General features: G+C 32.0%; 1 pseudogene. It reads left to right on the forward strand.

From position 1 onward, the window contains the following. Window positions 1-137: pseudogene (locus AC1DJR_RS32850) on the forward strand (30S ribosomal protein S4); the annotation flags it as partial. Window positions 138-572: the final 435 nt, after the last annotated feature.

A 572-nucleotide genomic window follows, 5' to 3' on the forward strand; every position in this document is an offset into this window, starting at 1 on the left:
AAGTTAACAACTTCGTACCAGAATACTTAACTTTCGATGCTGATAAGTTAGAAGCTACTTACACTCGTCACGCTGAGCGTTCTGAGTTAGCAGCTGAAATCAACGAAGCATTAATCGTAGAGTTCTACTCTCGTTAATCTCGGTACTCTGCAAAGAGTATTATTAAAAGCCCAGGAACCTTGTTTATCAAGGGKCCTGGGCTTTTTTTATTTATATAAATGTCRTATGTATAGTAAGRTACTTCAAGGAAGTTTTTTCATGAGTTATGGATAATCGTCCTTACTTCTCTTTTATTCATTCCAACGATTGGATTCTCTTTAATACTAGCTCCGTTTATTGTGCAAAATTTTATAATCCATCTTCATTACGTGCTGTTATACTTATTCCCTTAAACATATAATCATTTCATTTTCAGACTACTCCTTTTTTCATTACTTCCAAATTATATCTCAATAGAAAAAGCTACCAAAGAAACTAAAACGTTCTCTCTGGTAGCTTTTATTTATATATTAAAATTATTTATTTTCCTCTTTTTGAACATATACATAAGCATCTTTCTGCTCTTTATGTAC

It is taken from the genome of Bacillus sp. 05T31 (assembly GCF_056396725.1).